The following is a 26,733-nucleotide window of genomic DNA, read 5'->3' on the forward strand; positions in this document are numbered from 1 at the left end:
CCATCGGTCGCTATGCGACAATGACAGCAAACGATGCAAAGGAGAGAATTTGATGACGAAACGATTCGAGCGCGACGTCGCCACACATTGGCCCGTCGCTTATAAGCAACCTGGATATCCACACGTACAACAAGGTTGGGTCTTGCCCCCTGAGCGAAAAAACGAGTTCGACCCGTTCATCTTGATGGCCGAGGACTGGTTCAAACGCGGCACGTTCTCGGACCACCCGCATCGCGGTTTCCAAACGATCACCTACGTCATTGACGGGCGACTCGAACATATCGACAACCATGGCGGCCATTCGATTTTAGATGCCGGAGACGTCCAGTACATGAACGCGGGCTGGGCGGCCCGACACGCCGAGGAGGCCGTTGCTGATGACTTGATTCATACGCTGCAACTATGGCTCAATTTACCGAAAGCGCTCAAAACGACGACGACGTCTTATCAAAACGTGTACGTCGAAGACGCCCCGGTCGTGCCAATCGACGGTGGACAAGTCCGTGTCTATTCGGGTGAGGTCGCCGGTGCGACCGGCCCGATGGACAGCCTTGTCCCGATCACAATGAGTGAAGTCAGCTTAAAGGAAGGTGAAGTCTATGAGCACGTCATCCCCGTGAATCATAACGCCTTCGTCTATATGCTCGCCGGTTCGGTCGAACTCGGGACGTCCGCGACACCGCTCGAGAAGACGCACGTAGCGACGCTCACGTTCGACGAGACGGCCGAGGGTGAGAGCGGACTCCGCATAAAAGCAACGTCACGCACGAAACTGCTTGTCTATTCAGGCAAACCGATTCGAGAAGACTATATCGCTCACGGCCCGTTCGTCATGAACACCGAGGATGAGATTCGCCAAGCGTTCCGCGACTATCACGCCGGTGTGTTCGGTCCCCCGGCCGTCAAATAAAATAAGCCGCGCCTGAGGCGCGGCTTATTGTTTGTCCGGCATGAGCACCGTCTGTTGTGTCGGAACCCGACCAATCGGGACGGTCCGCTCGACGAGGACGTAGCGTTTCCCGTCCACTTCAAACTTCCGGTCGCCGAGATAATGGGCCGACTTCCCGTCTTCATACAGTTTCGTCAGGATTGCCGGCACATACTCATTCAAATTCGTATAATGCTCGTCTAGCGTCATGACGATGTTGCCTTTGCCATAACCCGACCATTGGTTCGACATGAATAACATGAGCGAAATCGTCCCGATGACACCGATGACTAAAATGACTGTCTCCATCAAATCCTCCTCATTCCACTTTCAAAAATTGCGCATCATAGCGGCGCGCCAAGACGAGCACGAGACCGTTCAAGAGTGCTGATGAGATGGCTGGCACAAAGTCCGGTACCGTATCTCCCGCGCTCAAAAAATCGAATGTCCCGTGGAACAGGATGGCCGGTCTCTCCGTTCTACAGCTGCTTTACGACGACTTGACGTTTCGGTCGGAATCCGACCTGTTCATAAAAAGCCGCAGCCGCTTCGTTCAACGACCAATAATCCAGTTCGATTGAGGGAAATCCGTGCGCGATGGCATAGCGTTCCACTTCTTCCATAACCAAACGTCCATACCCTTTTCGCTTCGCTTCCGGGTTAATACTGATTTGATGCACGTACAGCGTGCGCACTGCTTGCCGAAATGCGGTCGCCTCACTTACCCGCTCTTGAAAACAGACGTAGCCAACTGTGTCCCCGTCGACCTCTGCCGTGAAGAAATGATAATCGTCTCGCGCCATCATCTCCGAAAACGCCGCTTCCATCGCCGCGTGATCGTAAGATGCAAAGAAGGCCGGTGCGAGTTGAAGATGATGTTCATGGACGGGACGGTTCAACGTCGCAATCAATGCCGCATCGTCGGTTCGTCTCAACTGCATCATAACGGCCCCGATCCCTCGTTCCCATAATCTCGTGTCTCAGTGACCCCGTGCGGTTTTTCATAGCCGCGCAACGTGTGGTTCGAACTGACCGTCTCTCTTCCGCTCAAACGGCGCTGAATGGGACGGGCCAGCCAATAACCTACGAATAGCGAGGCCGGAAAGAGGATAAACGCGGTGCCGAGAAAGACATAGAAATAAGACTCCTCGGCTGTTAAGACGAAGTGACTGACTCCGTAACGCAGTCCGAAAAACAAACCAACGAACACGACGGCGACGAACGCGTACTCGATACACTTGCCAAGAAATTGTTTCATTCCGTTCCCCCCTTAAAATAATTACCATTCTTTACGAGGGGAAATGGAAAAAGGTTTCAAATTTGTTTTCTGGATCCATACCATATTGTAGCCGCCCGCTCCGTCGCCGATACCCAGTCTTGTTTCCCTTGGATGTAACTTTCGATATCGTCCGGATGTTGGCTCGCCAACTGCTGCTTGAGCGACGCGTACTCGTCCCGCACGTCCGGGAATGTGACCAAGTAGTCACGAAAGGCGAGATGCCGGATGACGCCGTCATCCCCGTCCTCGAACATGTGGACGTGGAAAGTCCGAACCTCCTCGCCTTTCGCAAAGAAACGGCGTCTCGGGATGCCGTGTTCACCAAAACTCCGATAACCGAGCGCTTCCATATGACCGACCCAGTCGTCGATTCGCTCGATTTGCCGAACGACCGGCATGATATCGATAATCGGCTTCGCGTCGAGCCCGGGGACCGACGTACTACCAATGTGATGAATCGCGACGAGCTCATCTTCGAACAATCGCTGGAGCTTGGCCGCCTCTTCTTCGAATTTCGTCGCCCATATCGGGTCATATGGGATGACTTCTACTTTTCTCATCGTCCTAATTCCTCCTTCGGCTAATTCGTTCCTTCTCTGTCATCATACCCGTTTTCCGAATCGTTTAGAAACGGACCCGCCGACGGGAAGGTTTGTCACGACTCAAAATGGGAAATGCTAATACTAATGAAAACAGAACTGGAGAGTGAACCGTATGTTGACACAGAAGCAGATCGATACGTTCAAGGAGCGTCTATTAAAAGAAAAAGCGAAGACCGAAGGATATATGGAAAATCGGGAAGAGGTATATGACGAAGGGGAACTGTCGCACTATGATAATCACCCGGCCGATTCCGGGGAAGAGCTCTTTTTGCGTGAACGTGACCAAGCGCTCACGGAACTCGATGAAGATTTTTTGAGCGATGTGGACAAGGCACTGCTCGCCATCGAGAAAGGCACGTATGGAAAGTGTGAGGTGTGCGGGGAAGACATCGAGTTGGACCGCCTAGAGGTAATCCCGGAAGCGACACTCTGCATCAAGCATGCGCGTGAACAAGAAGAAGACGAGCATCAGACCGACCGTGAACGCCCGGTCGAAGAAGACGTGCTCAACCCGTCCGAGACAGCCGCCCGCAAACAGCTCGATGGGACGGACGAGCCTGGCCAAAGCACCGACGCGTTCAGCCAAGTCGAGGATTTCGGGAGTTCGGATACGATTGCTGATAGCGAAGGCAATCACGACCCGACACGAGAATAACGTAGGCCATTGCGTGAGCGGAAGGAGTCCATCTCCTTCCGCTTTTTCATGACCATAAACAGCTGTTTTCCCCATCCTATATCTTCCCTGTTTTCAAGCCACATGATACGATGTGTAAAAATACATCTTAGGAGAATTTATGCATACAAAAGAAACGTTTTCTGAGCTGATTTCCAGCAAACTCAAACTGATTCGGACGGAACAAGGATTATCCCAAGAAGAACTCTGTACGCTCGTCGGTATCTCAAAAAAGACATTGATTCAAATCGAGAAGCGACGCCTGAACGCGAACTGGACGACGACCGTCGCCATCTGCGCCTTGTTCAATCAAAGCTCTTATCTCCATTCGTTGATTGGGGATCAACCGATCGAGTTCATTCGCCTCGTCGCGCATACCGATCCAACGTTGGCGACGAAGACGTTGGGCGGACACGTCTGGTGGACGACGATCGAGCATCAAGGGAAATATCGAATTCAACAGAATATGGTCAGTCAACATTACCGGATTCTCGACCACGACGACTTCCGCTGGTTCAGCACGTTCGACCGCGACGAGGCGTTTCAAAAGCTGTTCGAACTGCGAACGACACATGATGAGCAGGCTTGAAGAAATGACACAAAAAATGACGCAACGAAATTTCGTTGCGTCAATAAGTAGCTTTAATGGGCGTCGCGCCACCGAGTACTTCGGCGACGTCCATCGGGTTGACCGTGTTTCCGGCCGAACTGGATGAATAGGCATATTCGCCTTTATGCACTTCGAAATGGAGGTGAGGACCTGACGAGTTGCCGGTGTTGCCGATTTGGCCGATGGCTTCGCCTTGGAGCAACGCCTGTCCTTTTTTCACTTCGCTTTTATGCATGTGCGCGTAGACCGTGGTCCATTTCTGACCATCGATTTCGTGCTCGATGAAGACGTGCTTGCCGTAAGGACCACCTGACTTGACGTCGGTGACCGTTCCGGCCGCGGCCGCGTAAATCGGTGTGCCGACGTTCGCGGCGATATCGAGTCCGTTATGGAACGTGTACCCGAACTGTCCGCTCGCAGCGCCATAGCCTTGTGACAGACGACCGGTCGCCGGCATCATGAACTTCTCAGGCGCCAACGCTGCCGTTTGTCGTTTCAAATCTTTCAACTCGGCGGCCCGATGTTTCAATTGCTTGTAGGCGGCTGAATGGGTCGAGCGGGCCTTCTTGTGCTCTGCGCCCACTTTGGCCTGTTCGTTCTCTAATTTTTCTAACGACCGAGTCGTCGCCGCTTGTTTCTCTTTCAAGTCAGCCTCGGTCTTTTCAGATGCCGCCGCTTCCGCTTTCGCGCTCGGAAGAACAGTCGATAGCACTTGTTTGAACAGGGATGGATCATCCGTCTCGGGATTCAGCGCCGTCTCGTATGACGCGAGTTGCGCGTTGGCACGATCAATCTTCTTTTGAATCGCGTTCTTTTTTGCTTCAACCGCTTCAGCGCGGCGTTTGGCTTTCGCGACCGATTGTTTCGAGGTATGAAGCCGCTGTTCGGTCTGTTGAAGCGATTTCGTCGCCTTGACGAGGTCTTGCGGGGTAAGTTGATCCGCCGATACGGCTGAAGTCCCTGAAAAAATCAGGACGCCTGTACCGACGGTTACGAGTAGTTGTTTCCACATATATTGATAAAAACCTCCAAATAGGATGATTCGCTAGCTATATAAAAAGCTACAAGTGCGAATATAGCATCCATGTTTGAAAAGTTCAATATATGAAGCATTTCATTTATATGTCGAACATGTCAAAACGATGAGTCGACCCTCCACAAACTTCACTCAAACTTCATACGTCCTATCGCGGTCATCGCTTTCGTTTCAATACGATTATGACAATACCGAGGGCGGCGCAGACGGTCAAGGCCGGGCCACCGATTAAAAAGAACCGGGTGCTGGCTGATGACAAGTTCGTCGTCAGTCCGAGGATTGTGAACAAATTCCCGACAATCAGCAGCACCATCAGGACGGGCAAGAAACGATGCATCACACGATACCTCCCGGTTTGACCATCTCGAATTGAGCGATTTCATCCTGCATGAATCCGAGTCGGCGGGCTGCCTCGATCAAGGCCGGACGATCCGAAGTGAGCGTCAGTTTAATCGGACCGGCCGCTGCTGCCGCTCGCAACAACCATTCCGCATCTTCATCCCGACCAAACACATCAAGGAGCAAATCGCCTCGGAAAAGGAGGGCTCCTGTCGTCTCGCCCTCACGGACTCGCACAAGCTCAGCCTGTTGTTGGGTCGTACGAACATCGACTTGCCAAATCGGTCGGTGGATTGCAGACGGATAATACGTCTCGAATAGCTCGGTGATCGGTTCCGGTTCGAGCGACGCCTCCGTCTCGGTCGGTACAGATCGGAAGTACATAATTTCTCGAACTGTTTCATAGCCGAGCCGTTCATAAAGCGTGAGTGCTGGTTCGTTCCCTTGGATGACTTCAAGCAGGCGTGTGCCCATCGCTTGTTCATCGAAGCGGCGCATCAACTCGTTCGCGATGCCGAGGTGTCGATAGCCAGGGGCGACCGCCAAGCCACCGCAACGAGTGACCCACCCCGAATCCAGGTGCGCCACGCCGCTCAATATGACGGCAACAGGACGATCGTCCGCATAGGCGACGACGGAACGGGATGGCTGGTTTTGATCGCGGACGAGAAACACCGCCTCAAATCGAGCCTCATCCATGTCAAAGTGAATCATATAATCAGAAAAACCGTCCATGAAGGCATGGTATAAATCCGCGAACGGTGGATTTTGGACATAAGAAATGATTGGTCTCGCCATCGTGCTCAGTTCCTTTCGAGTTAGAGTTCAGTATACTAGAAGAGTCAACTTACACCGAGGAGGAATCCGGATGTCAATCAAACTCGAACCACTCCGTGACGCCCATTGGCCTGTCTTGGAGACATTTTCCCTACCGCTCGACCAAGAGAAATATACGACGCTCCCAACAGATCTCGATTCGCAGTTGCCAGACGGGGTGTACCCTGTCGTCATCACGACCGATGAGCCCGTTGGCTTTTTTCTGCTCCACGACACGGAACGGGTCGCCTCTTACACGGAGGTGCGAGATGCGTTATTGCTCTCGATGTTTTCCATCAATCATCCGGCTCAAGGAAACGGCCACGCCAAAGCGGCGCTCCGTCTCTTGCCGAGTTATGTCCGGGAGCACTTCACCGATAAACACGAGGTCGTCCTGTCAGTCAATCTCAAAAATGAGCCGGCCTTCTCGCTCTATCAAACTGTCGGCTTCGTCGACACCGGCCGCTTGATCGACGGACCGGTCGGACCCCAACGCATCATGTCGCTGCACGTATAAGTTCGCCGGGTAAGATGCTGTAGACGGCCGTGTCCGTCAAGCGTTTTCCGTCAGCAGACAAGTCCTCGTTTCGGAGCGTGCCTTCCAACTGAAAGCCGAGCCGTTCCGGAATCATTCGACTTCCTTCATTGGTCGACTCGCATTGGATTTCAATCCGCTGGAAGCTGAAGTGGGCGAATCCGAGACGGACGATCGCCTCGACCGCCTCGCTCATATAACCGTGGCCGGTGTGTTCCGTGTGAAGCCAATAGCCGACTGCAGCCTTCCGTACGTCCCAGTCAATCCCAAACAGGCTGACCGTCCCGACGAACGGCCCCGTCTCCCGTAAAAAGATGAGATACCGAAAACTCTCACCTGTTACATAGAGTTCCTGTGCCCGCTTCAAGTTTTCTTCCGTCTCGGATAACGTCGGCACTTCTTGCGCGAACGGAAGCCAGCGCTTCAGTTCATCATGCGACTCCCGAATCGCCTCGTTGACGATACGGGCATCTTCTCCGGTGCGAGGTGCCCGCAAGTATAACCGTCCGGTCTCAATCTGGAGCGGTGTATCTGTACGTTCAACGTTCATCTCGTCATTCCCCCCTCTTCACTTGCGAAAACACCAAACCAAAAGACTACCTAAACCGAGCACGAGCAATACGTTCAGCAGTTGCCAAATAAAATCAATCATGAGACCCGCCTCGATTGCTTGAAGTCAACTCTTCAAGGCCTGTCAAAACTTGCTCCCAGTAGCTTGTCGGATGGGGCACGAGATCTTGCTTCGTCACGGTCCGCGTCTCCCCTGAGATTGACGAGATCGACTCAACCTCCGCATGCTTCCCGGCCAAAAGCGACCGGAACGCCGCAAAATCGACCGTGACGACATCGCCCACTTCCGTCTCATCTAATGTAAACGGTTCTCCCGCGTACGCGTAGACATATGTATGGGCGAACTCTCGATCCAAAAATGTCCCTGTCTCGATCACGTCTTCGAAGACGCCGAGCGGAGTCAGTTGATCGAACGTCAGGTCGAGCCCGAGCTCTTCATGAATCTCCCGCACCCCGTCCCGAACGGTCTCTCCGGCCGCCAAATGCCCAGCTGCCGTGATATCGAACAATCCGGGAAAATCTGCCTTCCTTTCGCTTCGAAGTTGCAGGAAGAGACGTTCGTGGGCCGTCATCCAACAATGGAACGTCTCATGCCAGTCCCCGTCCCTGTGCACATCGGCGCGTGACTTCAACCCGACTTTCTTCCGCCGGTGGTCTACGACCGTGATGAATTCCATTATCGCGTCACTCCATCCTCTAAAAATGTGATTGTCCCTGACGTCGCATCGAGTTCGACATCGATGCCTATGGGGAATACGTGTGACGGAAACGTATGCCCGATATCGACGTTCGTCAAAATCGGGAAGTCGACGTCTCCGAGCACTTCGAGCAACAGCTCCTCAAACGTGAACGGTGCGCCGGCCGCATCGAAATGTTCATGTTTCCCGATGATGAGTCCATTGATTTGATTGAACACTCCGGCCAGTTTGAGCATACTGAGGGAACGTTCCTCGTCTGCCATCGTCTTGAACGAGTCTTCTAAAAACAGGATGACCCCGTCCATGCCTGGAAAATAGTCCGACTTCAAGAAGCCGGTCATCGTGTTCATGTTCCCACCAATCAACTTACCACGAGCCTGACCTTCTCGGAGAGTGAGCCAGCCATCATTCGGGCGGAAATTTTTCTCCCGGTCCTGCGTCGACCAATCAATCATCTCTTCGGTCCACTCTCGGGGAACGTCGAGTGTATAAGGCGCCGCCCGCTCCAAACAGAGTACCTCTCGCACGTAGCGCTCCCCGTCCGCAAACATCGTCTCGTATTCCCCGAACGACGGGACGATGGCTGGACCGTAGAACGTCGTCACGCCCGTCTCCGTATAGCAGGCGAGGAGGAGTGCTGTGACATCGCTATACCCCATGATGATTTTCGGATGTTGTCGCAACGCCCCGTAATCGATATACGGTAAGAGTGAGTTCGAGTTCGTTCCCCCAATCGTGCTGATGATCGCTTTCACGTCATCATCACGCAGCAGTTCATTGAACTCCTCGGCCCGTTCTCGGATCGAGGCCGAGCTGTATCCTTCTGAACGGTGCGTGCACCGTCCTTCTCGAACGAGAAATCCCATCCGCTTTAGCTGTTCAATTCCTCGCGCATACCGTTCCGGAAAACGGACCGGTGCCGGAAACGAGGGAGTGATGATTCCAATTATGTCCCCTGCCCGTAACGCCGGCGGTTGTTTACTTGTCCCCAACATCATCGCTCCCTCACGTTCGTTTCATTCACTGTACGGGTTCCAAGAGTCGGCTGACAACCTATCCTAAAACAAATCAGGGTCTTCCGAGAGTGTCCGTACCTTTCGAATTTTCTGCGGGCGACCAATCCAACCGAGCACAAGAAAGAAGAATCCGCCCGCAACGATACAAAATAATCCGACCAATCCCGCGATGATGCCATTGAATCCAAACCGTTCTCCGCTCAAAACAAGGAGGAAGGGGAAGCAGGTGAACGCGACACCTAACATCATCAGTCCGCTCCATATGCGTCGCCGCGGGAAACCGATTGTCCACCATCCGAACGCCACCAATCCTGAAATGATTAAACTAACCAGCCCGACTAGCATCATCGTCAGCGCTTCCACTCATCAAATTGTCTTGTTTTATTCCGCATCACCGATTCAAATTCCTGTCAAAAGAACCCTATACAATTCCTGTAATCCGGGTAAATAACTAATGGAAACCATCGTACCGGAATACCGCAGAGGATGAACATCATGAGGACACGACTCATCTTTGCCCTCGCGTTTATCGGTCTTTGTTTAGTGGCAGTGTATTGGATTAGTACATGGGACGACCATCAAATCGAGGGACGGATTGAGAAAATCGATATCCCGCAATTGATGATTGGTCCGAGTGACGTCTCAGGCAGTGAGGTGAAGTTGCAGACGATTTTAATCAATGATCAGACCAAAGTAACCGGGAGTGCGGACGACGTGCAAGAACTTCGGGTCGGTCAAGTCGTCACGGTGGAGCTCGACCGGGACGCAAAACTCAAGATTGCCGTGTCAATCCATGTAACACCGGATTAAGCGACACGGCTTTTTTTCAGAAAACGAGCATAGTTTTCATAGAACGGTGGAATATGAGAACAGGAAGCTGAAAGGAGCGAATTGAATGATTTCAAATACATTGTTATCGGGGAAAGTCGCGTTCATCACAGGCGCGGCATCCGGAATCGGACGCGCCGCCGTCATCCGGTTCGTCCAGGCGGGGGCGAAAGTCGCCATCATCGACTTAAAATTGGAAGATGCCCAGCAACTCGCGAGCCTGATCGGAGAAGAACGGGCCATCGGCATCAGTGCCGACGTTGGGAACGAAAACGAGATGAAACGGGCGTACGAACAGACAGTCGAACGTTTCGGCCGTGTCGATATTGTCTTCGCGAACGCGGGTCGTAACGGGACAATCACACCGATCGAGCATTTGTCGCTCGAGGATTGGAACGGTGTCGTTGAGACGAACTTGACGGGCACGTTCTTGACGGTGAAACATGCCATCCCTTACTTAAAGGAACGAGGCGGCAGCATCATCATCACGTCATCCATCAACGGGAACCGTTATTTCAAAAACTTCGGTTTCAGCGGCTATGCGACGACAAAAGCCGGACAGACCGGATTCGCCAAAATGGCTGCAGCCGAGCTCGCCCAGTTCGGCATTCGCGTCAACTCGATTTGTCCCGGCGCCATCGATACGAACATCGATGACTCAACGAACCGAGACGATGCCTTGCTTGAGGAAGTCGTCATCCCGATTGAGTACCCGGAAGGGAATCAGCCGCTCGCCGGCAAGTCAGGCACGGCCAAACAAGTCGCGGACGTCGTGTTGTTCTTCGCGAGCAACATGTCGAGCCACGTCACCGGTTCCGAGGTGTACGTCGACGGCGCCGAATCTTTGCTTTAACGACAACAGGTCGCCCCGCGGGGCGACCTGTTTATTTGAGGATCGGGCTTTTCATGACCGCTTTCTGATAGAACGGGATAAAACCTAAACGCTCCATATTGCGGCCCGAGGCCGTATCGACTTTCGTTGTGACGGTCACGTACTGACAACCCGCTGCTTTCGCGGCGGCGATCCGCTCCAAGATGAGCTGTGTCTGGTAACCTTTGTTTCGATAAGCTGGGATTGTGCTCGTCAAAAACAGTTCGCCCATCCCGTCCTGGATGGCAAGAATACCACCGGCGACAGCCGTCTCACCTTCGCGGACGAGAAATGCTTGGTTTTCGGGGAGCGCGTAGAAACCTTTCGCTGTATCAATCGTCTCTTGTAAAATCGTTCCCGTCTCGGCAAAGCCAGCCGCGATGGCCCGGGCCCATTCGTTTACGTTATCGGCGTTCACCCGTTCGACCGCGTCCGGTTCATCTGATGGGAACACGAACGCATTCACGTCGAGCAACCAGACGTCGAGAAAGTGGTCGAGCGTATAGTTTCGTTCTTGCAACAACCGAAGGAGCGACATGTCCGCGAGTGGACAGACCTCGATATGTAGGCGGGACACGTTCTTCCCGCGCACCCACTTCTCCATCTGGTGCAAATCGTAAAAACTGGTCGGTCGATTCAACCCGAAGCCGACCGCGAAACTCGTATTGCCCATCCGGAAGACGTGGCCCTTGTTTTCAACAATCAATTCCGAACCTTCATAGGGAGGGGTCTGTTTACGATGCCGAATATAGGCAGACGTCCCTTCCGCTTTGATGCGTTCGATCCGCCTGGCTAGTTCTAAGCGTCTCATCTCATTCCCTCCCTACTAATCTCCCCTGAGTTTACCACACTTCGATTGCGAACAGATTGTGATTCCGTTACAGCCGGACCTCATCGACGACAAATGACGATGATCCTTCGATTTCTTCGATGAAGTGCGACCCGAACAGCATCGCCGGTGTAAAGCTACCTGGGATGACACGGCCCGATCCGACAAGACGCTTCACGACCTCAAGTGCGCCGTACACGGTGAAGGCATACGTGCTCGCCGTCTTGATGCGAACGATCACTTTACGTCCTGAGGCGTCCGTCGCCTCGCCCCAGACATACGTCGATGATTGTTCCCGCTCCGACTCGTCCGGTCCGCTCACGTGCTCATCGACATAACGGAGCAGTTTCCCTTGCACCGCGTCGCTGCCGAGAATCGGACCGAACCAAGATAAGAGACGCGCCCCGTAAGCGTAAGCCGTCGGGACCGGGACCCACGTCGTGATGTTCGGGATGCCCGTCGTATAATAGGCGGTCGAGACATCTCCCCATGGAATGGCGATGGCCGTTTTCTTGCCGCGTCCGAAATCGATGTGACGACGTTTCTCGCCCAGCGGGAATGGTGTCAATTCGCCATCTTTTCGTTCGGCACTGCTCGACCCGAGTCCACGGATCGCTGTTTTCAGCGTCCCGCGTGAGATACCGGCGGCCGCCGAGAAGCCGAGTGCTAGATTCGTCGCGTCCGGCATTAACTCCTTCAACTTGCGGGCCACACAGTCGGTCGGGATGACGTCGAAGCCGACACCCGAACAGAGTAACACGCCCGCTTCTTGCGCGAGCTTAGCCCGTTTCTTCGAGTGGATGTATTCGAACACTTCGATTTCCCCGGTAATATCCAAGTAATGTGTCTTCGTGGCGAGGCATGCCTCGACCATCGGCCTACTCGTATCGGCGAACGGTCCGGCACAGTGTAACACGAGGTCGATGTCTTCCAATTGGCGTGTCGCCTTATCGAACGACAAGTTAAAGACGCGCGTCTCACACGCGAGCTCTTCCCCGAGCTTTGCGATCGCGTCCGCACGCCGACCCGCGAGCACCGGTGTCATCCCTTCTTTTACTGCTTGCCGGGCAATCAGTTCGCCTGTATAGCCGTTCGCCCCATAAATCATCCATTTCATCACGATTCCTCCTTCAACTCTACAAACATGTCTTTTCTTTGTTCCCTATCCTGCCAACTTTCACCCGTGTAACCGATGCATCACGTCTTGCATCACACCAATCAAATAAACGATGCCAACAGCCATCACTATGACACCGACGGGTAGGACGAGACTCGACCATATCTGCCTTGTTCCGAACCGACAGCCCTTATATGCCAAGTAGCGATCAATCGCCCAATATAATAGCGCCGCCCCTAAACTGAGCCAGAGCAAGACGAGCCCGAACCCGATATGTAACTCAAACGAGACGAGCGGCCCGAACCGCTTCGACATCCGGCGCGTCACCCAATCGCTGAACACCGACGTCAACACGCCGTACGTGACGATGACCGGAAAACTGACTGCCAGATAGGCGGCCATCAACATCAATAGCCCATTCACCGTATCGCTCACCCCACCGCTGTCCGGATGTTGCGGGATGACGACCCAACACGCCAACAAGAGTGCATAAATCGGGGCCGTGAGCGACGCCGCGACAATTTTCCGAGCCCACACGCTCATTCCCCCCTTCTTCTACTCCAACTTTACATGACCCGTAAAAAAAGCGCACAAAAAAACCAGCCTGTTTAAAGGCTGGCCAAATACTTAGTTGTTCGCAGCTTCTGCCGCTTTCGTGCGGACCGTCTGCATCGCTTCTGTCCATGGCACGAGCTGGTCGAGCATGTCGTTGACCGATTGGACTTGAACGTCTTTCGGTGCGAAATGTGTCCCGTTCTCGAAGTCCGTGAAGAGCGAGAGGGCTGGGTGGACACGGACGTGGGCGATCAAGAGCTCGCTCAACACGCCGCGTAAGTGTTCCGTCGCACGCGCACCGCCGACTGAACCGTACGAGACGATTCCGGCTGCTTTGTTATGCCATTCGTTACGTAAGTAGTCGAGAGCATTTTTGAGCGCGCCTGTGATTGAGTGGTTGTATTCTTGGACGATGAAGACGAAGCCGTCCATCTCTGCGATTTTCTCAGACCATGCCGCCGCACCTGATGCGTCGCCGCCTGGTTCGCCGAGAAGCGGAAGGCTGTAGTCTGCGATATCGATGATTTCATAGTTAGCGTCACCGCGTTTGTCCGCGAGTTCTTTCACCCATTCTCCGACTTGTGGGCTGACGCGTCCTTCACGAGTAGATCCGAGTACGATTCCAATTTTCAACATGTTAGTTCCTCCTTGTGAGTTGGTTGGTTCTTCTTGTTTACCGAACAAACGATTTAAAAAGCTCATTTCATTCCCTCATATTCTTTCTCAAACGTTTTTGTACTTCTGACCGTATCAATCGGTCGAACCATCGCTTCAATCTGTTCCCGCTTCGGCTCTAAGAACGGCGGGAGTGACAATTTCTCACCGACCGTCTCATACGGCTCATCGCCCATGAACCCTGGTCCGTCCGTTGCCCATTCGAACAGGATTTGCGGCGCGACGCGTGCGTAAGACGATTCAAAGAAGAAGCGGTCGACATAGCCTGATGTCGGTAACCCGAACTGTTGCAATCGTGCCGTCCATTCATCGAGGACACTGCGGTCATCGACACGGAAAGCGACGTGATGCACAGTTCCGAACCCTTGGCGCGCGACTGGTGACGTCTCGTCATGAATGACGACGACTTGCGCTCCGTTTCCACCCTCACCTCCTTCAAAGAGATGCGCGTCGCCTTCTTGTCCGATCTCTTCGAACAACATGACTTGCTCCATCACTTGTTTGAAATACGTAAAGTCCGCGATGCGGATGAAGATTGGACCGAGGCCCGTGATGGCGTACTCGAGCGGGACCGGGCCGTTTTGCCACGGTTCGCCTGACGCGACGCCAACGTTGAACTCATCTGAGATGAGCTGGTACGCCTGTTCGTCGAAATCGACGAACGAAAGCGTCTTCTTGCCGAACTGCTTGGCGATGCCTTCATGCTTCACTCCGAGGCGAATGAAGCGACGTTCCCAATACGTGAGCGCCTCATCGGTCGGGACGCGGAACGACGTCTTGGCGATTTCATTCGTCCCATGCACGCCTTTCGGGATGCCCGGGAAATCGAAGAACGTCATATCTGTTCCAGCGCTGCCTTTGTCATCGGCGAAAAATAAGTGGTACGTCTGAATGTCGTCTTGGTTGACCGTCTTTTTGACGAGACGCATCCCAAGGACGTTCGTGAAGAAGTCATAGTTCTTCTCGGCGCTGCTCGTAATCGCCGTCACGTGGTGAATCCCTTTTACATGGTTCATTAAAATCGCTCCTTTAAAATCTTGATTTCGAGATAGTTAATTAAAAATTTTTTGACGCTTCAGCGCGTTTGCCGATCGTCTTCAATTGAGTGATCGTGTCTGCTAAATCGAGTCCGTCGAAGAGCTCGTCCATTCGTCGTTCATGGGTTGGAAAGATGCATGACATAAGTGTCTGTCCTTCCTCTGTCAGTGCCGCATACGTGACGCGACGGTCGCTCGGACACGCTTTGCGGATCAAATAGCCTTTCGCTTCGAGCCGGTCGACGATGTACGTCATGCTCCCGCTCGTCAATAATACTTTTTTGCCGATCATTTGAATCGGTTGGTCGCCTTTATGGTACAGCAATTCCAGGACCGAGAACTCGGTCGGATTCAGCCCGTACTCGGCGACTTCATGCTTGACCACGTCTTGAATCGATTGCGAGGCCCGAAGCAACACCGTGATGGCTTTTAATGTGTTGGATTGTTTCATCTGTTCCCCTCCTCTACTGAGAGAAAACAATACTTTAAATTTCATTATCTTTAATTCGAGATAAACATAACACGCTAAATTTGATGAGTCAATCAATTCGTCTCAAAAAAAAGACGAGTTGCCTCGTCTTGTCGTTTCAGTCATATGTCTTGTCCAAGTTACGCGCATAAAACGCAATGGCGCGACGATACCGTTTGATGCTGTCATCCGGCTCCGGGCTTGCGAGCAGTTCGAGCAACGTACCGGTCGCTTCCTTATGGCGACCGAGGTTATAGCGGGTCATCGCCTGGAACACTTTGAGCGCCCCGATGTCTGGGAACTGCTCAATCGCCTTGGCAAACAACGCCTCAGCGTCCTCATAGCGGCCGAGCGCCCGATACGTGCTGCCGAGTCCGATATACGTCTCCCGAAGCTCTTCGCCGGCGAGGCCGAGCCGGATTGCCCGTTCATAATGCGGGACGGCTTGACGCTCTTCCCCGAGCGAGTCATAACACCAGGCGCAATGGGCATGCAGGCGTGGGTTCTTCTCGTCTTGTCGGAGCAACATCAGGAACAGCTGCTTTGCCCGTTCGAGCTCTCCGATCTCGCGGAGACGAATCGCTTCGTCGAGCCCCTTCTCCTCTGAGGTTTGAATTTCCAAGTCACTCAAGTCATCAAGCCACGCTTGCAACAATTCGTAATAGCGACCGACATGGACGCCATCGACGAGGGCATGATGCGCTTGGACCGAGAGCGGCATCGTCATCCGGTCACCGGTCTCCGTGAATTTGCCCCAGGCGATGCGCGGCACCGTATCATGCTGCTGATCGTGTGTCGGGTGGCTGATGCTCGTGAACGTGACCCAAGGCACGCTCGTGATGTAAAGCAGACTGTCCGGCTCATCGTCGCCGACGACGACTTCCCGTTTCGCTCCGCTCATCCGGGCCGTCACTTCTTCCATGAAGTCCGGAAACGCGTCTTTATACGTTGCCGTGCAAAAATTGAAGACGTCATCATCCATCATGACAGTAAAGGACGGATGTACGACGTCGTGCTCGATGACCTCGTCGCCGCGAATGCGGTAGCGAAGCTCCGGGATGGCATTCGCCGTCTTGACGGCACCGTACAAGAACAGTTTAAAGAACGACTGGCCGGTCCGTTTGGCGTGCGTATGTAACTTCGTCACATCAACGCTCGCCGTCACGTTGAAATGCGGAGCGTCGAACGCCTTGAAGAATTCGTAGTGCTTCTTGCGCGACCACGTCTCGATATTGATGATTTTCATGATTCGTCCCCTTGTTTTTTCTTTCACTGTACCAAAGGGAACAGGCCGTTCAAAGTTTTTGCTTCAATTCGGTGTAATGCTCGTTCGCCAAGTCGAAATAGACGAAGTCGTTCCGTTCAATCCGGTCGAGCGTCGCATGGAAGTCACGCCAGCCCTGCTCGACGAGCTCCGGCGTCAGTTCTCCGGCCTCCGTCGCTTCCTCGAACTCGTCCTCGTCTTTACGGACAACGTCCCCGTTCGGGAAGATAAGGATATCGAGCAACAAGTCGTCCATATACGGGATTCCATCCTCATATCCGATTGCTTCGACGATATCGATGTACCATTGAACGATTTGCCCTTCCTCATTAAACATGACGGTCACACCGAACGGCTCGTCGTCCGGGAAGTATTGTAGCCAAGCGTATCCGGCATCGGCGACGATGAACTCTTCTCCTTTATGCATCTTATATTGAGGTGCGCGGACCGCGTCGATTTGAAACAAGGCGACGGTCCCGGAGAAACGGTCATCATGTACCTCCATTTGCGCGTAGCGATGTTGTAAGATGCGTTCCCAGTCCCGGCGATTGGCAAATTTCCGTTTTGGCATATGTCTCTCTCCTTTTGACCCAATTTCATACGTAAAGAGTTCGCCAAAATCCGACATTCCCCTGTTCAATCGTACAGATTGTGTTGATTGAACGAGACGAGGTGGCTTTGCTTCAATCGTTTTCGCTCGACCATCCGCGTAAAAGCGTCGGTCGAGATGAACCGGTTGCCTGGGTGGATGGTCGCCAACTGCAGCAAGATGAATCGTATGCCGCGCTCACCTTCCTGCAACGGGACATGGAGCATCGTCCCATCCTCATTGAATCGATTCAAGAACAACTCGATTTTGCAGTCCTCTTTTAACAGGCGCGATGTGACGAAGGCGGTTTGGCTGATGAGCGATTCGAAGTCGTGATGGAGCGTATAACCGGACGGACCATTCAAATCCAAGGCAAACGTGAACGTATCGAGCGTCGTCTGTTGAAATACTTTTGACTGCAGTCGTCCAAGTTTGGCCGTCGCATACCAATCAATCTCCTTCACCGGTTCCCCTTCATACGGTTTCGACCCGATTAGTTGCAACGGATTTCGAAGCGGTGACGCCAAGAGCGGCCGGTCCCCAAGCGCTAGCCGCTTCGTCCCGACCGGTGGATGCAACAGGAGCGATGGAAGGACGGTCCACTCTATATCGACCGGTCGTTCATACAAATATGTCCCGAGACGGAACGGAAGCGTGACGGCGATGACGCATTCCTCGAACGTGGCTGGACCTCGATACTCGGCGCGCACGACCAATTCGTGGCGGGCGCGACCGACATCGACCTCATAGTCGAGCACGTTCGGAAGGTGCTCATGCGCCGGAAAGATTATTCCTGAGCTCGCCTTCAAACGAATGCGAAGCGGTAGTCCGAGCCGGTCCAACTCGCCCACCCCATCGACAACCAATACGAGCCGACTCTCGTCCCCGACAAACAGCAGTTCTTCGTATTGCGTGAACTGGAGATCGATATGCCGCTCGAGTTGTTGCCGCGTCCGCTCCAGCATCCAAATCGCACTCGCTACAATGAAGCATATGTAACCCAATCCGTATACGTACGGGAAGAACACGAGCATGGCTCCGCTCACAAGATATATAGGTAGGAGCCGTCGCTGCAACCAAACGTGCGTGGACAGGATCATCCGTCAGCCCTCGACCGGCACGGGCACGGTGTCTAAAATGTGTGCGATGACGTTCGCTTTTGTCGACTTGATGCCGCCTTCAAGCGTCAAGCTGATCCGATGGGCGAGGACGTACGGCGCCACGGCTTTGACGTCTTCCGGGATGACATACAGCCGGCCGGCCAAATAGGCATAGCTTTGACAAGCACGGAGCAACGCGATTGCGCCGCGTGGACTGACCCCGACCTCGACGGACGCATGGCCCCGGGTCGCATGGACGAGACCGAGCATGTAATCGAGGACATCGTCTTGAATCGCGACTTGTCTCGTCTCGGCCTGCGCTTCTTGCAGCGAGGCGAGTGACGTCACGGCCTCGATTTGTTTGCGGGTCTCGGTCAACACTTGCAACAACAGTTCTCGCTCTTCGGCGGCTTCCGGATAGCCGACCGGAATCGAGATGAGGAACCGGTCGAGTTGCGCGTCCGGAAGAGGGAACGTCCCAGCCGATTCAATCGGGTTTTGCGTCGCGATGACGAAAAACGGCTTCGGCATCGGATACGTCTTCCCGCCGATTGACACTTGTCGTTCCTCCATCGCTTCTAACAGCGCCGACTGGGTGCGCGGGACGGCCCGGTTGATTTCATCAATCAAGACGATGTTCGCGAAAATCGGACCTTGCCGATGGTCAAGTCCTTGCGTCTGCATATTGAAGTAGTCGGTCCCGATGACGTCGGACGGGAGCAAATCGGCCGTAAATTGGATGCGCGAGAATGACCCGTCCAAACTGCCGGCAATCGCTTTGGCGAGCAACGTCTTCCCAGTTCCAGGTACGTCCTCGAGCAAGATATGTCCTTCGGCGAGAAGTGCCGTGCAGCAGAGACGAACGACTTCTTCTTTCCCTAAATACACTTCATTCAACTGTTTGATGACCGCTTCGATTCCCATTTCGTTCCCCTCCGTTGGTAGATGACTTATTCGAAGTTTACCTGTTTATGGTAATATAGACAATAAATAGTCTGAACATTCCGATAAGGAGGGAAAGGATGAAGTGGTCATCTCGATTTATAGGGTTCCTTGTTGTGACAGCTTGTCTCGTAGTGATGTTCGTCTTTATCAGCAAGGAGACGTTCAGTTGGTTCCAAACAATCAATACACCTGCTCCAAGTAGTGTGATCGAAATGGGCAAGCCAGAAGAGGCACCACCGCCAAAAGGTGGTATTGATTTGGGTTCTACCGATGAGAAGGGAAACGATGGAGAACGGCAAGTGAAGGAAGACATGCTCAAATTCAAATTTGGTAGCGGGAATGGTGATGCCCCAGGCGGACTCGGCACATTGTTCGCCTTCCTTGCCGCCATCGGGTTGACCGTCTATGGCGTGCGTAGATGGCTGCGTCGTCGACGGGGGAAAGGATTCACGTTTTCTAGTAGACAGAATGCTTTTGCGCCACTGTCTCTCAACGCGGACACATCGATTAAGGCACGGACGTTCCCGATGCTCACGAATATCGAACTGAGGGATTGGCTGATCACGTTCAACGCGTCGCTCGCCCCTGAGTTAAAACTTCGGACGAATGAGACGGTCGTCGACTGGTTCGAGCGCATCGAGCTGACAGATATCGATGCCTCGCTCTATCATCTGATTCGCTATGGTCCCGCATCCGATCATGACATCCAGTTCGAGCAACAACAACGATTTCACGAGGCACTCGACCGTTACTTGAAGCGGCAACCCTGAGCGAGAAAGTACCCGGGTTCTCAATGACTGGCAAACATGCTACGCTCATTGATAACAGGAAAAAAATGTAACTTTCTTAGGAGGTTTGATTGATGAAACGCCTAGGCCTACTCGGATTCAGTGTGTTTTTATTGACCGGGTGCACCGATTCCGTTGAGCAACCCATCGTCCCAGCCGATACAAATGAGCCGTCGTCCGAAGACATCACCGCTTGGACGCGAGAAGATTTTAAAGACATCTTCGACCAATACGAAAAAGTAGCGCCGCTCTTGACGGCACTCGAGAACGATGGACTCACCCCGTTCCGCGAGACGTTCGAGCACGTCGTCATCGCCGGCGACGGCATCCAGCATACATACGCCGACATTCATCCGTTCAAACTTGACGACGGCACGTACGCCACCGTCTATGAGAGCGCGAACGGAGACATCGCCAACGGTCCCGAGTCGGTCGCGCCGCTGTTTTGGCAAGAAGCATCGTTCCTTCAATTCGTCGAAGAAATCGAGAAACGAAAATATGGGACGAGTGCCCCGCCGACGGACGTCGTTTTGACCGAAGACGAGTTTCAGGCGCTCTATAATCGCCACGCCTACACATCCGCGCTCATCGTCGAGCTCGACGAATGGGGCGTGCAAGTCGCGCGTGACCCGCTCGAGAACGTCATCATCGCGGGGAACGGGGTCAAGGAAGTGAAAGCCGATTTGATCGTCTTTGAGGTCGAGGGTGGCTACGCCATCGTCTATGACCGGGACGGTGAGATCTTCAAAGGACCGGAGTCGATTGCTCCGCTGTTTTGGAGCGAGACGGATTATGAAAACCTACTCGAGAAACATGAATGACTTAGGGGAAGCGCCGTTTCAAGTCCCGGTACTCGAGTAGCAAATTGAGCCATTGCGCCGGCTTATCGCTCGACTCAGCTACATCGTACCGGTACCTCGTCACATATACATGCCACGACAAGGCACGATAGACGCAACCGAGCTCTTCGGCGATCAACAAGTGACGCCAAAGCACGTCTTCGGGTGCGACGCCGCTCCACGCTTCCAAGTAAACCGTACGCATCGTTTGAATCTGTTCATACCAGGCGACCTCGTCTTCTTCCGGCAATAAGTCGTACAGCGCGTTCCAAAACACGCGCACGCTGAAAAACGGATGCGTGACGGTCGCGTCGCCCCAGTCGAGGATACACAAATCATTCGTCCGTTCCCGCCAGAAGATGTTGCCGCCGTGCAAATCACCGTGCTCGAGACTCATCGGCATCCCAATCGCCAGCTCATCGCACATCGCGATCAATTCATCTTGAAGCGCGAGCATGGCCTCGGCTTTGTATTGCTCGAGCCCGGCGCAGAGCTCAGGTAAATACGTGCGAATTTCGCCCTTCAACTTGGCCGGTCGGCGGTCCGGGATGCCGTAAGACAAGCAGGTCTCGATCTGGTCGATCTCCTGTCGCTGCAGCTGTGCGTATTGACGCAACGCCGCTTCGTATCGACTCACGTCCGGTCGTTCACGTAACGCCTCTCCGCCGATATCTCGCATGAGCAACCAGTTCCGGGCTGAATCGATGGCGATGACGTCAGGGACGAAATCAGGATGCCGCTCGGCCAGAAACGCCAACAGATTGGCTTCGCCGCGGCTGATATCGGTCACCGCTTTGGCGTAGTAACGTTCCTCATTGAGCGCGCCAACAAGCAAGTACGTCAAATCGGTATCTTTGATCACGTGCCACCTCGCATTCGGCACGTTTGTCTCAATCCATCGTTCGAACCGTTCACGAAACGATCGTTCACGCCATGGGATTGCCTGTCTCATCCTTTTCACCCTTTCTTTCATCATCTCCTAGGAGGAAACGATATGGACGTTGTATATTACTCATACCCGGTCGATGCCATCTTGTATATGTACTTAGGGGCGACGGCCGTCGTCAGTCTCATCATCGGGCTGCTCGTTTGGCGTCTGTTCAAGCGCCGAGCTGTCGGCTTTTGGACAACGCTCGTTCTCAGCTTTGTCGGGCTGTCGCTCTCGCTCGTCTGGTTTCAAAACGCGTCCGTCGCCGTGTTCATGGGGACACTCCCGTGGCTGATCAATCTCGTCTTCTCCCTTTTGTTGTACGGCCTGTTCGTCGGCATCATCTATGTCGCGTTCCGACCACGAAAGCTCGACCGCGTCAAGTGACGGTATGCTATACTCATGTTAATAAACGACCACTAGGGGAGCCTTCGGGCTGAGACGGCATGCGCCGGACCCTTCGAACCTGATCTGGCTCATACCAGCGTAGGGAAGTGGTGTGGGATTCGTCTGTCTTTCCACGCCACTTTTCCACTTGGAGAAGTGGCGTTTTCATTTTGAAAGGAGACTATCTATGCGTATTCAACAACTCACTTGGATGGCGATGCTCATCGCCATCGCCGTCATCGGTTCCCTGTTCATCTCGATTCCGACCGGTGTCGCCCGTGCCTATCCGATTCAACATATGGTGAACGTCATCGCCGCCGTCACCGTCGGGCCGATCGGGGCCGTTCTCGTTGCGTTCGTGACCGGAATCGTCCGTGTCATGACCGGTACCGGGTCGCTCTTGGCCTTTCCCGGAGGTATGATTGGGGCGCTTTTGGCCGGGGTCTTCTATATGAAGACGAACCGCCTCGCCTTCGCCGCATTCGGTGAAGTCATCGGGACAGGGCTCATCGCCTCGCTCGTCGCCGTCCCGTACGCCAAGGTGTTGATGGGGAGCGAGTTCGGGGCACTGTTCTTCTTCCCGGCCTTCCTTGCGTCGAGTGTGACTGGCGCCGTGCTCGGCTGGATCGTCTTGGCTCGGGTCAAGCAATTACGACCGCTCACGGTGAAACGATAAATAGGAGTTCCCCCCGCTGAAAAAAATGGTAAAATCAGGATAACACATACTGGGAGGTCATTTCTTGAATCGATTGACGCTATTATTGGCGGCCACCGCTTGCCTGTTCATGTCCGGTCTCTTGTACACGCTCGAACGCATCGCCACGTTCACCCGCTGGAATGCTCAGATTGCGACAGGCACGTTTTCCAGCGAGCCGATGTTCGTCGATGTGTTGCTTCAAAACGTGTTCATCTCGATTTTCGGAGTGGCTGCCATCTTCCTCTTTTTCAAAGCGGGCAGTGCTGTTCAAGGCTCAACGACGACGAAAACAGGGACGGCCGACTTATGACGGCTGTCCCTGTTTGACGTGATACACCCAAATCTCTTCCCCGTTTGCCTCATCAATCAAGCCGCTGTCGACAAATCCACCCTTCGCATAAAATCGTTTCGCCGGTTCGTTCGTCGGATGGAGACTGAGGATGAGGTCATCCACATCGAATCGCTCTTGAATCCACACGAGTGCCAACTGTAAAAAGCGTGACCCGATTCCTTTCCCTTGCTCTGTCACATCGATCATAAATCGATCGAGCCAGATGTAACGCTCCACCTTGTTCTCGGCCCCAATCATCATGAAGCCGACGGGATGATCATCGCGACAAAGTGCATAGCACTGCCACGCATATTTGACATCGGTTTCCATCTCGCGGAGCGATTCGGCGTTCGTTTCGATAAAACGGGCTTGGTCAGAAGCGACGGTCAAGGCGACTAAGGCATCCCGGTTCGTTTCCTCGACGAGTTGAATCGTCAGCGTATCGGCAGCCATCGGCGCACCTCTTCCATGTCTAGTCCGCGCTTCGGCAAGATATAGGCGCTGACCGAGGAGTTGTATAGATACACATAATCGTCCTCCTCGACGACTTCCTTGATTCCTGCCCATGACACACGCGCCTCGCCGAATTCGTTTAAATCGCGCAGACCAGTCTCCTCCAAATCCATCGTGTGGGGACCAATCATGCCTTCGTTGCTGCGTTCGTCGATGAGACGCCGCGTCTGCTTCCGGACATGCCGTTCAAAGTATTTCGGATAATACAGGAACCAAAGAATACTCGCGACCCCGTATATGCCATATAGCCACCAGTCCGTCTCTTGGAGCCACGTCGCCAGCACGAAAGCAGCGCCTAAAAAGATAAGTGGTCCGATGATTCGCTGCAGGAGAATCATCCGCTTTCCTGTCTTCGAACGTTTAATATGGCTCAAGTTGAACCGGATATAGTCGTCTTCTGTCAATTCGTATTGGATTTTCATCATCATTCCCTCCTCGGTGTCCTATACGTCTCACGTGAAGAAATGTTCCGTTCAGAACGTTGATTGGATAAACTAAAAGAAAGGAGTGACATCATGAAACAAATCCACCATCTCTGCATCCAAACGCCCGATTACGAGGCGTCCAAACGATTCTATGAGGCGCTCGGCTTCGAGCTCGTCCAAGAGTCACCCGACTTCCACACCCGAGCGTTCAACAGCTGGCTCAAACTCGGTGACTTTTATATCGAGCTTCAAACGGCAAAAGTCGACGAGACGTTGTCGCCTTATTCGAAGCACGTGGCCGGCCCGGTCCACTTCGCGCTTTATGTCGATGACCTCGAAACAGAAGTGCGGCGCCTCGAGGACCTCGGTGTAACGTTCCTACCAAAGCACGGCGGGAACATCTACTTCGTCGTTGATGGTCATTTGAGTAAATTAAAAGCCCCGGAAGGCACGATTATCGAGCTCCGGGACACGTTTGTCATCAAGTGAGGCGCTGCCTTGCTTTTTTTATTGCCAAAATCGCACACCCTCATGTTTTTCGCCGTCTTCGAACAGGTACAAGACAAAGAACACACTTTGTCCGTACCGTTTGGAGGCCTTTCATGAAATATCTCGATTATTGGAGTTACTTATCGCTCTCCCTCGCCAAGCTGTTCCTCTTCAGCCTGTTGACCGCGAGCGCGTTCGACCTACCTTTTCTATTCATCAACCTCGCGACCATCTTGATGATGACGAGTTGGGCGCTACTCGTAAAACCACAGACACGTCGCTGGATTTTGTTCGCGTCGCTGTTTCTGCACAGCACGCTACTCATCTCGGACGTCTGGTATTACCGCTATTTCGGCAACTTGCTGTCGGTCGCCCTACTGTCTGATATCGGCCAGATGGGAGACGTCGGGGGCGGATTTTTGACATTGATTCAAGCACCCGACTTCATCTTGTTCACGGATTTGCTCGTCTACGCGGCTATCCTCGTCTATATGAAGCGACACCCCATCACGGAATCGAAACGCCTCGGTCGCCGTTTGGCAGCTTCCGGCTTTCTGATCGGCCTCATCGTCTTTACCGTTCCAACCGCCGTTCATTACGCCGAGGCAGACCATCGCAAGACCCCGATTTCGAATATGCGTGAGTATTATCAGTTCGGATTTTGGGGCTATCACGGGCTCGATACGTTCCGTGGCCTTCGCGACGCGTTGAACCTCGGTGACGACCTGACGGAACGGGAGCGCGGCCAAATCGAAGCGTTGGCGACCGAACCGGTCGAGGCTACAGCCGACACGAACGTCATCGTCGTTCAGCTCGAGTCGTTCCAAACGTCCGTCATCGGCCAGACCGTCAACGGTCAAGAACTGACCCCGAATTTGAATGCGCTTCGCGACGAGATGCTGTACTTCCCGAATTTTTATCATCAGACGCACGAGGGCCGGACGTCCGATGCGGAATTTACCGTCAACGCCTCGCTCTATCCCGTCCAATCGGGGTCGGTGTATACGCAATACGCCACGAACACGTTCGACGCCTTGCCGGAGCAATTACGGCGCGCTGGTTATGACACGGCCGCGATGCATGCATTCGACAAGGAGTTTTGGAACCGCGCCAACTTTTATGAGCAAATCGGCTACAACCATTTCTTCCATCAAGACGATTATCCGACGAAGCCTGTCATCGGGATGGCGGTCGGTGACAAGGAGTTCCTGACGACGTCAGTCGACCATTTGGACACGTTGGACGAGCCGTTTTATTCCTTCATGGTCGCGTTGACGAGCCATACGCCATATGAGATTCCGGACGAGGAGAAACGATTGGATTTGTCGGGGTACGACGACTCGCTCCTCGAGGACTATTACCACACAGTCCACTACAGCGATGCCGCCGTCGGTCTTATGGTCGAACAATTGAAAGCAGACGAGAAGTGGGACAACACCCTCGTCGTCTTTTATGGTGACCACGACAGCGGATTGACCGCTGCCGGTGACGAGATGGCCGTAAAAGCAGATGCCGACTCTACGGTCGATTTGTTCCAGCTTGACCGCTCCGTCCCGTTATTCATCAAACCGGCCGGGCTCGAACGAGGTCAGACGGTGCAGGCGAGCGGCGGGCAAGTCGACCTGGCCCCGACCATCCTCGATTTGCTTGGGATGACACCGACGTATATGCTCGGACGCTCGCTCCTCGACGATGAGCCGAATTTGACCGTGTTCCGGAACGGCTCCTTCCGCTACGACGACCTCTATTTCGTCCCGGATTTGACGGAGCCGGTCGGTAGCGGCATGTGTTATTCGGTCGAGACCGGCGATGACTTGCCGCTTCAAGCATGCGAACCGTATATTGACGAGGCCATCGAACAGCTCCGTTTATCCGATACGATCATCGAGAAGGACGCACTGTCCAATTTCCAACAAAACGACAAACAAGCCGCTCCGAAGTAATCGGGACGGCTT

General features: G+C 53.6%; 37 protein-coding genes and 1 riboswitch. Of the genes, 13 read left to right on the forward strand and 24 right to left on the reverse strand.

Features of this window, described 5'->3' with window-relative positions:
- Window positions 1-52 precede the first annotated feature (52 nt).
- Window positions 53-910 (forward strand): pirin family protein, encoded by an 858-nt coding sequence (locus KNP02_RS10460; RefSeq protein ID WP_214709180.1) that lies wholly within the window; start codon window positions 53-55, stop codon window positions 908-910.
- Between the two features lie 24 nt (window positions 911-934).
- Here the strand turns inward: KNP02_RS10460 and KNP02_RS10465 are convergent, their stop codons facing one another.
- From KNP02_RS10465 to KNP02_RS10480, 4 genes are all read right to left on the reverse strand, one after another.
- Complete coding sequence (locus KNP02_RS10465) at window positions 935-1,237, reverse strand: hypothetical protein (protein ID WP_214709178.1); 303 nt, start codon at window positions 1,235-1,237, stop codon at window positions 935-937.
- A gap of 170 nt (window positions 1,238-1,407) precedes the next feature.
- A complete protein-coding gene (locus KNP02_RS10470) occupies window positions 1,408-1,872 on the reverse strand; it encodes a GNAT family N-acetyltransferase (RefSeq protein ID WP_214751514.1) in 465 nt (154 codons plus the stop codon).
- Window positions 1,869-2,186 carry a hypothetical protein gene (locus KNP02_RS10475; protein WP_214709174.1) on the reverse strand — a complete coding sequence of 106 codons (318 nt, stop codon included), beginning with the start codon at window positions 2,184-2,186 and terminating at the stop codon, window positions 1,869-1,871. Before KNP02_RS10475 ends, KNP02_RS10470 begins: the two co-directional genes overlap by 4 nt.
- Before the next feature lie 56 nt (window positions 2,187-2,242).
- On the reverse strand, window positions 2,243-2,767 hold the full coding sequence (locus KNP02_RS10480) for a GrpB family protein (RefSeq protein WP_214709172.1): 525 nt from the start codon (window positions 2,765-2,767) through the stop codon (window positions 2,243-2,245).
- Between the two features lie 154 nt (window positions 2,768-2,921).
- On the opposite strand from KNP02_RS10480, the gene KNP02_RS10485 reads away from it, so the two are divergent.
- Complete coding sequence (locus KNP02_RS10485) at window positions 2,922-3,464, forward strand: TraR/DksA C4-type zinc finger protein (RefSeq protein WP_034779670.1); 543 nt, start codon at window positions 2,922-2,924, stop codon at window positions 3,462-3,464.
- 139 nt (window positions 3,465-3,603) lie between these two features.
- Complete coding sequence (locus tag KNP02_RS10490) at window positions 3,604-4,071, forward strand: helix-turn-helix transcriptional regulator (protein ID WP_214709170.1); 468 nt, start codon at window positions 3,604-3,606, stop codon at window positions 4,069-4,071.
- 40 nt (window positions 4,072-4,111) lie between these two features.
- On the opposite strand, the gene KNP02_RS10495 is transcribed toward KNP02_RS10490, so the two are convergent.
- The 3 genes from KNP02_RS10495 to KNP02_RS10505 all read right to left on the reverse strand — a co-directional run bounded on the left by KNP02_RS10495 (window position 4,112) and on the right by KNP02_RS10505 (window position 6,265).
- Complete coding sequence (locus KNP02_RS10495) at window positions 4,112-5,104, reverse strand: M23 family metallopeptidase (protein WP_214709168.1); 993 nt, start codon at window positions 5,102-5,104, stop codon at window positions 4,112-4,114.
- 181 nt (window positions 5,105-5,285) lie between these two features.
- Complete coding sequence (locus KNP02_RS10500; protein WP_214709166.1) at window positions 5,286-5,468, reverse strand: hypothetical protein; 183 nt, start codon at window positions 5,466-5,468, stop codon at window positions 5,286-5,288.
- On the reverse strand, window positions 5,465-6,265 hold the full coding sequence (locus KNP02_RS10505) for a GNAT family N-acetyltransferase (RefSeq protein ID WP_214709164.1): 801 nt from the start codon (window positions 6,263-6,265) through the stop codon (window positions 5,465-5,467). The genes KNP02_RS10500 and KNP02_RS10505 overlap by 4 nt, the downstream gene beginning before the upstream one ends.
- 70 nt (window positions 6,266-6,335) lie before the next feature.
- Here KNP02_RS10505 and KNP02_RS10510 point away from each other — a divergent pair, with 70 nt between their 5' ends.
- A complete protein-coding gene (locus KNP02_RS10510) occupies window positions 6,336-6,800 on the forward strand; it encodes a GNAT family N-acetyltransferase (RefSeq protein WP_214709162.1) in 465 nt (154 codons plus the stop codon).
- Here KNP02_RS10510 and KNP02_RS10515 read toward each other — a convergent pair.
- From KNP02_RS10515 to KNP02_RS10530, 4 genes are all read right to left on the reverse strand, one after another.
- Window positions 6,781-7,368 (reverse strand): GNAT family N-acetyltransferase, encoded by a 588-nt coding sequence (locus KNP02_RS10515; protein WP_214709160.1) that lies wholly within the window; start codon window positions 7,366-7,368, stop codon window positions 6,781-6,783. The two genes, KNP02_RS10510 and KNP02_RS10515, sit on opposite strands and share 20 nt — an antisense overlap.
- Before the next feature lie 94 nt (window positions 7,369-7,462).
- Window positions 7,463-8,065 (reverse strand): NUDIX hydrolase, encoded by a 603-nt coding sequence (locus tag KNP02_RS10520; RefSeq protein ID WP_214709158.1) that lies wholly within the window; start codon window positions 8,063-8,065, stop codon window positions 7,463-7,465.
- A complete protein-coding gene (locus tag KNP02_RS10525) occupies window positions 8,065-9,078 on the reverse strand; it encodes a S66 family peptidase (protein WP_251129281.1) in 1,014 nt (337 codons plus the stop codon). The genes KNP02_RS10520 and KNP02_RS10525 overlap by 1 nt, the downstream gene beginning before the upstream one ends.
- 66 nt (window positions 9,079-9,144) lie before the next feature.
- Window positions 9,145-9,450: a hypothetical protein gene (locus tag KNP02_RS10530; RefSeq protein WP_214709154.1), complete on the reverse strand. Its 306-nt coding sequence runs from the start codon at window positions 9,448-9,450 to the stop codon at window positions 9,145-9,147.
- A gap of 147 nt (window positions 9,451-9,597) precedes the next feature.
- Here KNP02_RS10530 and KNP02_RS10535 point away from each other — a divergent pair, with 147 nt between their 5' ends.
- Window positions 9,598-9,912 carry a hypothetical protein gene (locus KNP02_RS10535; RefSeq protein ID WP_214709152.1) on the forward strand — a complete coding sequence of 105 codons (315 nt, stop codon included), beginning with the start codon at window positions 9,598-9,600 and terminating at the stop codon, window positions 9,910-9,912.
- 85 nt (window positions 9,913-9,997) lie between these two features.
- Window positions 9,998-10,783, forward strand: a complete 786-nt coding sequence (locus KNP02_RS10540; protein ID WP_034779695.1) for an SDR family oxidoreductase — start codon at window positions 9,998-10,000, stop codon at window positions 10,781-10,783.
- Window positions 10,784-10,814: 31 nt separating this feature from the next.
- Here KNP02_RS10540 and KNP02_RS10545 read toward each other — a convergent pair whose 3' ends face one another.
- From KNP02_RS10545 to KNP02_RS10590, 10 genes are all read right to left on the reverse strand, one after another.
- Window positions 10,815-11,612 carry a GNAT family N-acetyltransferase gene (locus KNP02_RS10545; protein ID WP_138858599.1) on the reverse strand — a complete coding sequence of 266 codons (798 nt, stop codon included), beginning with the start codon at window positions 11,610-11,612 and terminating at the stop codon, window positions 10,815-10,817.
- 67 nt (window positions 11,613-11,679) lie between these two features.
- A complete protein-coding gene (locus KNP02_RS10550; RefSeq protein ID WP_214709150.1) occupies window positions 11,680-12,747 on the reverse strand; it encodes a saccharopine dehydrogenase family protein in 1,068 nt (355 codons plus the stop codon).
- Window positions 12,748-12,807: 60 nt separating this feature from the next.
- Window positions 12,808-13,284 carry a hypothetical protein gene (locus KNP02_RS10555; protein WP_214709148.1) on the reverse strand — a complete coding sequence of 159 codons (477 nt, stop codon included), beginning with the start codon at window positions 13,282-13,284 and terminating at the stop codon, window positions 12,808-12,810.
- A 90-nt stretch (window positions 13,285-13,374) separates the two neighbouring features.
- The gene (locus KNP02_RS10560; protein ID WP_214709146.1) at window positions 13,375-14,004 is read right to left on the reverse strand and encodes an NADPH-dependent FMN reductase; all 630 of its coding nucleotides are present in this window, start codon (window positions 14,002-14,004) and stop codon (window positions 13,375-13,377) included.
- Window positions 14,001-14,993: a ring-cleaving dioxygenase gene (locus KNP02_RS10565; protein ID WP_214709144.1), complete on the reverse strand. Its 993-nt coding sequence runs from the start codon at window positions 14,991-14,993 to the stop codon at window positions 14,001-14,003. The genes KNP02_RS10560 and KNP02_RS10565 overlap by 4 nt, the downstream gene beginning before the upstream one ends.
- A 40-nt stretch (window positions 14,994-15,033) precedes the next feature.
- Complete coding sequence (locus tag KNP02_RS10570; RefSeq protein ID WP_214709142.1) at window positions 15,034-15,465, reverse strand: MarR family winged helix-turn-helix transcriptional regulator; 432 nt, start codon at window positions 15,463-15,465, stop codon at window positions 15,034-15,036.
- Between the two features lie 136 nt (window positions 15,466-15,601).
- Window positions 15,602-16,729, reverse strand: a complete 1,128-nt coding sequence (locus KNP02_RS10575; RefSeq protein WP_214709140.1) for a tetratricopeptide repeat protein — start codon at window positions 16,727-16,729, stop codon at window positions 15,602-15,604.
- 49 nt (window positions 16,730-16,778) lie between these two features.
- Entirely contained in the window at window positions 16,779-17,318 is a 540-nt protein-coding gene (locus KNP02_RS10580; protein WP_214709138.1) for a ribonuclease FAU-1 family protein, read from the reverse strand.
- A gap of 65 nt (window positions 17,319-17,383) precedes the next feature.
- On the reverse strand, window positions 17,384-18,436 hold the full coding sequence (locus tag KNP02_RS10585) for a DUF58 domain-containing protein (protein ID WP_214751517.1): 1,053 nt from the start codon (window positions 18,434-18,436) through the stop codon (window positions 17,384-17,386).
- Between the two features lie 3 nt (window positions 18,437-18,439).
- Entirely contained in the window at window positions 18,440-19,360 is a 921-nt protein-coding gene (locus KNP02_RS10590; RefSeq protein WP_214709134.1) for an AAA family ATPase, read from the reverse strand.
- Window positions 19,361-19,458: 98 nt separating this feature from the next.
- Between KNP02_RS10590 and KNP02_RS10595 the strand changes: the two genes are divergently transcribed.
- Both KNP02_RS10595 and KNP02_RS10600 read left to right on the forward strand, forming a co-directional pair.
- Window positions 19,459-20,151 carry a hypothetical protein gene (locus tag KNP02_RS10595; protein ID WP_214709132.1) on the forward strand — a complete coding sequence of 231 codons (693 nt, stop codon included), beginning with the start codon at window positions 19,459-19,461 and terminating at the stop codon, window positions 20,149-20,151.
- A gap of 92 nt (window positions 20,152-20,243) precedes the next feature.
- Window positions 20,244-20,990, forward strand: coding sequence for a hypothetical protein (locus KNP02_RS10600; protein WP_214709130.1), 747 nt, complete (start codon window positions 20,244-20,246; stop codon window positions 20,988-20,990).
- 1 nt (window position 20,991) lies between these two features.
- On the opposite strand, the gene KNP02_RS10605 is transcribed toward KNP02_RS10600, so the two are convergent.
- Window positions 20,992-21,960, reverse strand: coding sequence for an aminoglycoside phosphotransferase family protein (locus tag KNP02_RS10605; RefSeq protein ID WP_214709128.1), 969 nt, complete (start codon window positions 21,958-21,960; stop codon window positions 20,992-20,994).
- A 42-nt stretch (window positions 21,961-22,002) separates the two neighbouring features.
- Between KNP02_RS10605 and KNP02_RS10610 the strand changes: the two genes are divergently transcribed.
- The 3 genes from KNP02_RS10610 (at window position 22,003) to KNP02_RS10620 (ending at window position 23,330) form a co-directional block, all read left to right on the forward strand.
- Window positions 22,003-22,323: a hypothetical protein gene (locus tag KNP02_RS10610; protein WP_214709126.1), complete on the forward strand. Its 321-nt coding sequence runs from the start codon at window positions 22,003-22,005 to the stop codon at window positions 22,321-22,323.
- Window positions 22,324-22,347: 24 nt separating this feature from the next.
- Window positions 22,348-22,446: riboswitch (TPP riboswitch) on the forward strand.
- 64 nt (window positions 22,447-22,510) lie between these two features.
- Entirely contained in the window at window positions 22,511-22,999 is a 489-nt protein-coding gene (gene thiW, locus KNP02_RS10615; RefSeq protein ID WP_214709124.1) for an energy coupling factor transporter S component ThiW, read from the forward strand.
- 64 nt (window positions 23,000-23,063) lie between these two features.
- Entirely contained in the window at window positions 23,064-23,330 is a 267-nt protein-coding gene (locus tag KNP02_RS10620; protein WP_214709122.1) for a hypothetical protein, read from the forward strand.
- Here KNP02_RS10620 and KNP02_RS10625 read toward each other — a convergent pair.
- Window positions 23,325-23,804, reverse strand: a complete 480-nt coding sequence (locus KNP02_RS10625; protein WP_214709120.1) for a GNAT family N-acetyltransferase — start codon at window positions 23,802-23,804, stop codon at window positions 23,325-23,327. The two genes, KNP02_RS10620 and KNP02_RS10625, sit on opposite strands and share 6 nt — an antisense overlap.
- A complete protein-coding gene (locus KNP02_RS10630; protein ID WP_214709118.1) occupies window positions 23,786-24,286 on the reverse strand; it encodes a YcxB family protein in 501 nt (166 codons plus the stop codon). Before KNP02_RS10630 ends, KNP02_RS10625 begins: the two co-directional genes overlap by 19 nt.
- Window positions 24,287-24,379: 93 nt before the next feature.
- Between KNP02_RS10630 and KNP02_RS10635 the strand changes: the two genes are divergently transcribed.
- Both KNP02_RS10635 and KNP02_RS10640 read left to right on the forward strand, forming a co-directional pair.
- Complete coding sequence (locus KNP02_RS10635; protein ID WP_214709116.1) at window positions 24,380-24,778, forward strand: VOC family protein; 399 nt, start codon at window positions 24,380-24,382, stop codon at window positions 24,776-24,778.
- Window positions 24,779-24,891: 113 nt separating this feature from the next.
- Window positions 24,892-26,721, forward strand: a complete 1,830-nt coding sequence (locus KNP02_RS10640; protein WP_214709114.1) for an LTA synthase family protein — start codon at window positions 24,892-24,894, stop codon at window positions 26,719-26,721.
- Window positions 26,722-26,733 lie beyond the last annotated feature (12 nt).

Origin of the sequence: Exiguobacterium sp. s40, from assembly GCF_018617905.1 — a bacterium.
GTDB classification, from domain to species: Bacteria; Bacillota; Bacilli; order Exiguobacteriales; family Exiguobacteriaceae; genus Exiguobacterium; species Exiguobacterium mexicanum_A.